The following is a 4,579-nucleotide window of genomic DNA, read 5'->3' on the forward strand; positions in this document are numbered from 1 at the left end:
GTTCGGTTCGGGCCGCGGAAGTTCCGCGGCCGGCGCGCGCCCGTGCCGGGCGTGCAGCGCGCTGAACACGGTGGGCACGAAGACCAGCGTCGCCACGGTCGCTACTGATCTTGGCCGCACCCATCTCCCTCTATGTCACCCTTCCCGGTGCCTACAACGCGGGCGGGCCGTCCGTGGTCACTTCGTTCTTCGGGTCTTTCACGCAGACCGGTCCCTTCGGGAGCGTGACGTACACGTGGGGAGGTGGAGCGGGTTGGTACTTCGCTTTCGTGGGGTTCGGCGTGCTGCTTGTTTCAGCCCCCGTGGCGTACTCTGCATCCCGGCGTCTCGCCCGGCAAGGCAACGTGAGGGTCTCGCCGCTGACAATTCCGGCTCCTTCGGCCGGACGGCCCGAGATGTTTTGTCCCGTGTGCGGAAGGCAATATCCCGCCGGCACACAGCTCTGTAGCAGGGATGCAACGCCATTGAAGCAGACGGCGTAGGCCCGGCCCGTTTCGCGGCGGAGGACGGCCTCGGCACCCCGAGCTCGTGACCGGGGGAGCGGGCCGCCGCACCGCTTTCGCAGGATGGCCCTTCCGGCCGACTCGTGGGCGACGGCGCGGGGCACACATTTCTCGGGGAGCCCGCCCCTCGAGAGCCTGGAGGACCCCCGAGTGCAGCACTATGCCAGAAAAATAGCATGCTCCCGGCGGGATTCGAACCCGCGTCTGAGGCTCGAAAGGCCCCGATCCTTGACCGGACTAGACTACGGGAGCGCGGAGGGCGGGTTAGCTCGGGGGTCCATAAAGGCTTTTGCGGGCTCGTCGCCGCACGGAAACTTCTTGTCGGACCCGAGGCTTGGCGGCGGCGATGCCGTGGAAATTCCGGCTCGACACGGAGAACGTGTTCCTGATCTCCGGCATCCTGATCGTACTCCTCGGTTGGATCTCCGACTTCATCGGCCTCATTGTCCTCAAGGAGGCGCCGAGCAGCGGCGGCCACAGCGCGGGGAGCCTCATCAACCGCGTGTTCTTCACCCTATTCGGTCTTTTCTTCGCCGCGGGCGGCGCGGTGTACGAGAACCACATCCGTTTCCTGAACGACGCCGTCTATTCGAAGCGGTACCTGATCCAAGCCCTGTTCATCATCGACGGCGCCCTCCACCTGTTCGCGTTCAACGACCACCTGAACGCGTCCCTCGTGGAGGCCGCGTTCTTCGCGGTGATCGGGCCCATCCAGATCGCCTGCGGCGTCCTGATCACGCGCCTCCCGGCACGGGACGACCCGTACCTCCTCGCCTGGCCCGTGTTCCTCATCGTCCTCGCCCTCATCTCCCTGATCGTCCCGATCTGGCCCCTCTCCGCCGTGGAGAACATCTACGACCTGTGGGTCGTCTCCAAGATCGCGGAGGTCGCGACCGTCCTCATGCTGATCTCTCTGATGAGGGACGACCACACGCTGAACTGGGCGTCCATCAAGCGCGCGGCCCTCGCCGTCGCGGGTCGCTGAGGCGCCCCGCGGTCAGATTTCCCCGACCATCTCCCGCGCGAGGAGCTTGTACTCCTGCTCCTTGAGCGCCGCGGGGTTCGCGGAGATCAGGAGGTACGAGTTGTTCAGGACGACCTTCTCGTTCACCTTCTGGAGGAACCGAAGGAACGAGGAGAAGCCGTTCTGGCCGATCATGTACTCCACGCCTTCCAGAAGGATCGCCGCGTTCTTCGCCTCCGCGGCGAACTCCGCGATCGCGGACGCGATGTCCACGAGCTCCGACGGCGGCACGACGGCCATCCCCTTCCCCTTCTTTCCCGGCGTGCTCGAGAGCCAGATGAACCCGGTGCCCTCGAGCCTGTAGCGGGACCGCAGGGCATCGGGGTGGATGCGCGTGATACAGAGGCCGCGCGCTCCCGCGCCGAGGAGGTCCGTGAACAGCTCGAAGATCCGCTCCGCCTTGGGCTCGCGCACGAGGTACGCGCCGCGGCCTCCGATGTCCCGCTGGGGCACGCTCGGGCCCACGGTCGCGGGCTCCTCGTCCGCGAGTCGTGCGGCCATGGACTCCACCTCGCGGTACAGGACCGCCATCTTGGACTTGGCCATGACGCTGAGCTCCGTGGAGGAATACCCGCGGGTGGTCAGGAGGCCGATCTCGCGCCAGGCGGCCTTGAGGCCCTCCTCGTAGCCCTTCAGGAAGGCCTTGCGAAGCTCGTCGTCGCCCATCCCTTGCGGGGACCGTATCCCGTGGCCCGCCTATAGATGTTTTCGGACAGAATTATCCGATGTACCCCAGGTCCTCGCGCTTCTCCGGGGTCTCGGGCTGCGCCTCGATGTCCCGCAGCTTGGAGGTGATCTGGTCGATCTGCTTCGCCTTGCTCTCCAACTCGGTGAAGGAGATCGTCACGTCGAGGACCTTGGTCAGGACCTCGAGGACGGCCTGGGCGCTCTTCGGGTCCACGAAGTACCCGGACGTCTCGCCCATGAGGCACACGGCCTCCATGCCGTACAGCCGGCCCAGGCCGAGCATGAGCCCGCTCGCGCCGACGATGCCCGCGCCGGGCTCGCCCCGGCTGAAGACCACGCCGTGCGTCTCCATCTCCTTGACGAGAGCGGCGTCCGTCGCCGCGCCGAGGACGCGGGGCTTCGTGACCATGCGCCCGAGCCCATAGCCGCCTAAGGTGAAGATACGGCGCACGCCGAGGGTCTTGAGCTCCTTGAGGATGAAATCGCTGAGCTCGTACTGCCCCTCCGGCGTGAGGCCCTGGTAGTCCCCCGTGAGGAAGATGATGTCCTTCCCCTTGCCCCGCTTGACGTAGTGCATCTCGTTGTTCACGAGCTTGATCTGCCCGTCGTCCTGCACGAGGACCTGGGGCGGGAAGTACTTGGAGAAGATCTCGGCGAACTTGACGCCTTTGAGCTCGTCCTTGAGGTGCTCCGCGGCGAGCTTCCCCACGTTGCCGATCCCCGGGAGTCCCTCCACGAAGATCGGGTCGTCCAGCTTGGGCTTCTCGAGGTATCGGATCACGATGTTTTCCATGAGGGGTCACTCTCCCGGATCAGCCGACGTCGGTAGGAACCGTAGCGGTCCTCCGGGGAGTACCGCGGCGGCATCGGGTTCCCCGCGGGCCCGCCGCACGCCGGGCAGGCGTCCGCCAGGGTGTACCGCCCGCAGCCGCGGCACTTGTGCATCAGGGAGCGCATGGGACCGCCTCAATCCTTCCGGTGGAACTTGGCCTCGCCGCCCTTCGCCTCGAGGGCCTTCGCGACGCGCGCGGCCGCCTTCTCGATCTCGTCCTCGGCGGTCTTGTAGTCCGGGGCGCGGACCACGACCCGGTACCGCGGAGCGCCGATGTACTGGACCTTGACCGTGACCGTACCGTCCTCCTTGGCGGCCTTGAGGAGCGCATCCCGGAGGTGCAGGGCGCCGTCGGGCGAATAGTCCGTGGCCTCGACGTAGCCGTCGATCGTGACGTAAGGCGGAACGATGTTCTCCCGCGCGACCTCCACGAAGACCTTGACCCACGCCCCCTTGAAACCTTCCTCGTCGAGCGCGTGCTCGTCCATCACGCATTCCTCGAACGCGCGGTACAGCGTGCCGAACGCGTCCAGGAGGTCGTAGCCGAACTCGTCCCAGCATGCGTCGGGCGTCTTCTCCAGGCGCTTCGCGACGATGCCCAGGAGGTTCTCCGCCTTCTGCTCGTTCTTCCACTCCTGGATCTTTTCGCGGCGCTGGTGCTCGTTGACCGCCTTCAGGGAGAGGTCGATGTGGCCCTTCTCCTGGTCGACGCGGAGGACCTTGCAGACGACCTTCTGGCCCTCGCGCACGTAGTCCCGGATGTACTTGATCCAGCCCGAGGAGACCTCGGCGATGTGGATGAAGCCCTCCTTGGTCTCGTACTCGTCCAGGGTGACAAAGGCCCCGAAGTTCTTCACGTTGGACACGGAGCAGACGACGAGCTCGCCCTCCTCCGGCCAGTCGTACCCGCGCTTGGCCATTACTCGAGGACCCCCAGGACCTCGCCTCGGATCGCGGCCTTCCCACCCGTCGGCTTGGCGAGGGTCGCCCCGCACACCTGGCAGAGGACCACACTCGCGGCCCGGTCGAAGACGATCTGCGTGTTGCCGCAATCCTCGCACTTGACCCTGAGGAACTTGCTCTCCGGCTTGGGAATCACTTGTGCACCTCGATGATCTCGAACTTCTTGGCGCGGATTCCCCGCCGCTGGTACGCCTTCTTGCACACCTTGCATCGATAGCGGAGATGGATCTTCTTCGTCGGCTTCTCGCGCCCTTCCGGCTTGGGCCGCGGGAAGCCCCCGTACCCGGCCGTGACGCGGCGGAACCGCCGCTGGCCCGCGCGAAGCTCGGAACGTGGGCGGTTCTTGACACGCTCGACCTCGAGGTCGACGTGCTTGTTGCAGAAGGGGCAGTACCCTCGGATAACCTGCGGTACCTTCATGGAGACGGACCAGGCATCGATAGACAGAGGAACTGCTATTAAAGGGTTACGAGGTGCTCGCCACGAGGCGCGTCGCGCGGCGTCGCGCGCGACGTTTGAGCCTCGTTCGACGCCGTTCATTCTCACGGACACGGAGGCTGAGGACAAGAA

The 4,579-nt window shown here is 65.9% G+C and carries 7 protein-coding genes and 1 tRNA gene; 1 reads left to right on the top strand and 7 read right to left on the bottom strand.

From position 1 onward, the window contains the following. Positions 1-680: 680 nt before the first annotated feature. Positions 681-755 (bottom strand) — tRNA-Glu (locus VEY12_09470). A gap of 94 nt (positions 756-849) precedes the next feature. Here VEY12_09470 and VEY12_09475 point away from each other — a divergent pair. Next, positions 850-1,488, top strand: coding sequence for a hypothetical protein (locus VEY12_09475; GenBank protein HYM40349.1), 639 nt, complete (start codon positions 850-852; stop codon positions 1,486-1,488). Positions 1,489-1,500: 12 nt separating this feature from the next. Here VEY12_09475 and VEY12_09480 read toward each other — a convergent pair whose 3' ends face one another. The 6 genes from VEY12_09480 to VEY12_09505 are packed head-to-tail and all read right to left on the bottom strand — an operon-like array spanning position 1,501 to position 4,429. Then, the gene (locus VEY12_09480; GenBank protein ID HYM40350.1) at positions 1,501-2,193 is read right to left on the bottom strand and encodes a DUF835 domain-containing protein; all 693 of its coding nucleotides are present in this window, start codon (positions 2,191-2,193) and stop codon (positions 1,501-1,503) included. 52 nt (positions 2,194-2,245) lie between these two features. Next, positions 2,246-3,007, bottom strand: coding sequence for a proteasome assembly chaperone family protein (locus VEY12_09485; GenBank protein ID HYM40351.1), 762 nt, complete (start codon positions 3,005-3,007; stop codon positions 2,246-2,248). Then, a complete protein-coding gene (locus VEY12_09490; protein ID HYM40352.1) occupies positions 2,992-3,171 on the bottom strand; it encodes an RNA-protein complex protein Nop10 in 180 nt (59 codons plus the stop codon). The genes VEY12_09485 and VEY12_09490 overlap by 16 nt, the downstream gene beginning before the upstream one ends. Before the next feature lie 9 nt (positions 3,172-3,180). Next, positions 3,181-3,966 carry a translation initiation factor IF-2 subunit alpha gene (locus VEY12_09495; protein HYM40353.1) on the bottom strand — a complete coding sequence of 262 codons (786 nt, stop codon included), beginning with the start codon at positions 3,964-3,966 and terminating at the stop codon, positions 3,181-3,183. Further along, a complete protein-coding gene (locus VEY12_09500) occupies positions 3,966-4,145 on the bottom strand; it encodes a 30S ribosomal protein S27e (GenBank protein ID HYM40354.1) in 180 nt (59 codons plus the stop codon). The genes VEY12_09495 and VEY12_09500 overlap by 1 nt, the downstream gene beginning before the upstream one ends. Further along, the gene (locus tag VEY12_09505; protein ID HYM40355.1) at positions 4,142-4,429 is read right to left on the bottom strand and encodes a 50S ribosomal protein L44e; all 288 of its coding nucleotides are present in this window, start codon (positions 4,427-4,429) and stop codon (positions 4,142-4,144) included. The genes VEY12_09500 and VEY12_09505 overlap by 4 nt, the downstream gene beginning before the upstream one ends. Between the last annotated feature and the right edge of the window lie 150 nt (positions 4,430-4,579).

This window comes from Thermoplasmata archaeon, from assembly GCA_035632695.1.
In the GTDB taxonomy this organism is placed as follows: Archaea; Thermoplasmatota; Thermoplasmata; order RBG-16-68-12; family RBG-16-68-12; genus RBG-16-68-12.

Bases quoted from the DNA above. Each gene is read 5' to 3' on its own strand.
- VEY12_09475 (HYM40349.1), top strand. From the start codon at position 850: ATGCCGTGGAAATTCCGGCTCGACACGGAGAACGTGTTCCTGATCTCC.
- VEY12_09480 (HYM40350.1), bottom strand. From the start codon at position 2,193: ATGGGCGACGACGAGCTTCGCAAGGCCTTCCTGAAGGGCTACGAGGAG.
- VEY12_09485 (HYM40351.1), bottom strand. From the start codon at position 3,007: ATGGAAAACATCGTGATCCGATACCTCGAGAAGCCCAAGCTGGACGAC.
- VEY12_09490 (HYM40352.1), bottom strand. From the start codon at position 3,171: ATGCGCTCCCTGATGCACAAGTGCCGCGGCTGCGGGCGGTACACCCTG.
- VEY12_09495 (HYM40353.1), bottom strand. From the start codon at position 3,966: ATGGCCAAGCGCGGGTACGACTGGCCGGAGGAGGGCGAGCTCGTCGTC.
- VEY12_09505 (HYM40355.1), bottom strand. From the start codon at position 4,429: ATGAAGGTACCGCAGGTTATCCGAGGGTACTGCCCCTTCTGCAACAAG.